Source organism: Fulvivirga lutimaris (assembly GCF_009711525.1).
GTDB lineage: Bacteria > Bacteroidota > Bacteroidia > Cytophagales > Cyclobacteriaceae > Fulvivirga > Fulvivirga lutimaris.
In genome coordinates, this window is the sequence record NZ_SMLV01000014.1 from 1 (window position 1) to 270 (window position 270).

Below are 270 nucleotides of genomic sequence, written 5' to 3' on the forward strand. Positions count from 1 at the left end.
TGAAGAACTCCTGTCTACAAGACTATCTAATTCATCAATTATGGCCTGTGCTTTTTCAGCACTTCCGGCAATTTCATTCATCGCTTTTCTCCATTTTATACCATTAGGATTTACTTCCCAATCCATATCAGAGATACCGCCTTTCATACCCCAAATTGCCATAATATCCCATTCTCCAGAATTCATCTCAAGAACCATTTCTGGCCCTGGAGTACCTGCTTTTTCAGAGGCCTTTTGGTGATAATTTGCAATAATCTCACGCGCTCGGTT

1 protein-coding gene is annotated in these 270 nt (G+C 40.7%); it reads right to left on the reverse strand.

The genetic code is table 11. The annotated features are described in order from the left end of the window. The coding region (locus E1140_RS21080) for a hypothetical protein (protein WP_185153297.1) at positions 1 to 270 on the reverse strand (270 nt) is incomplete at both ends.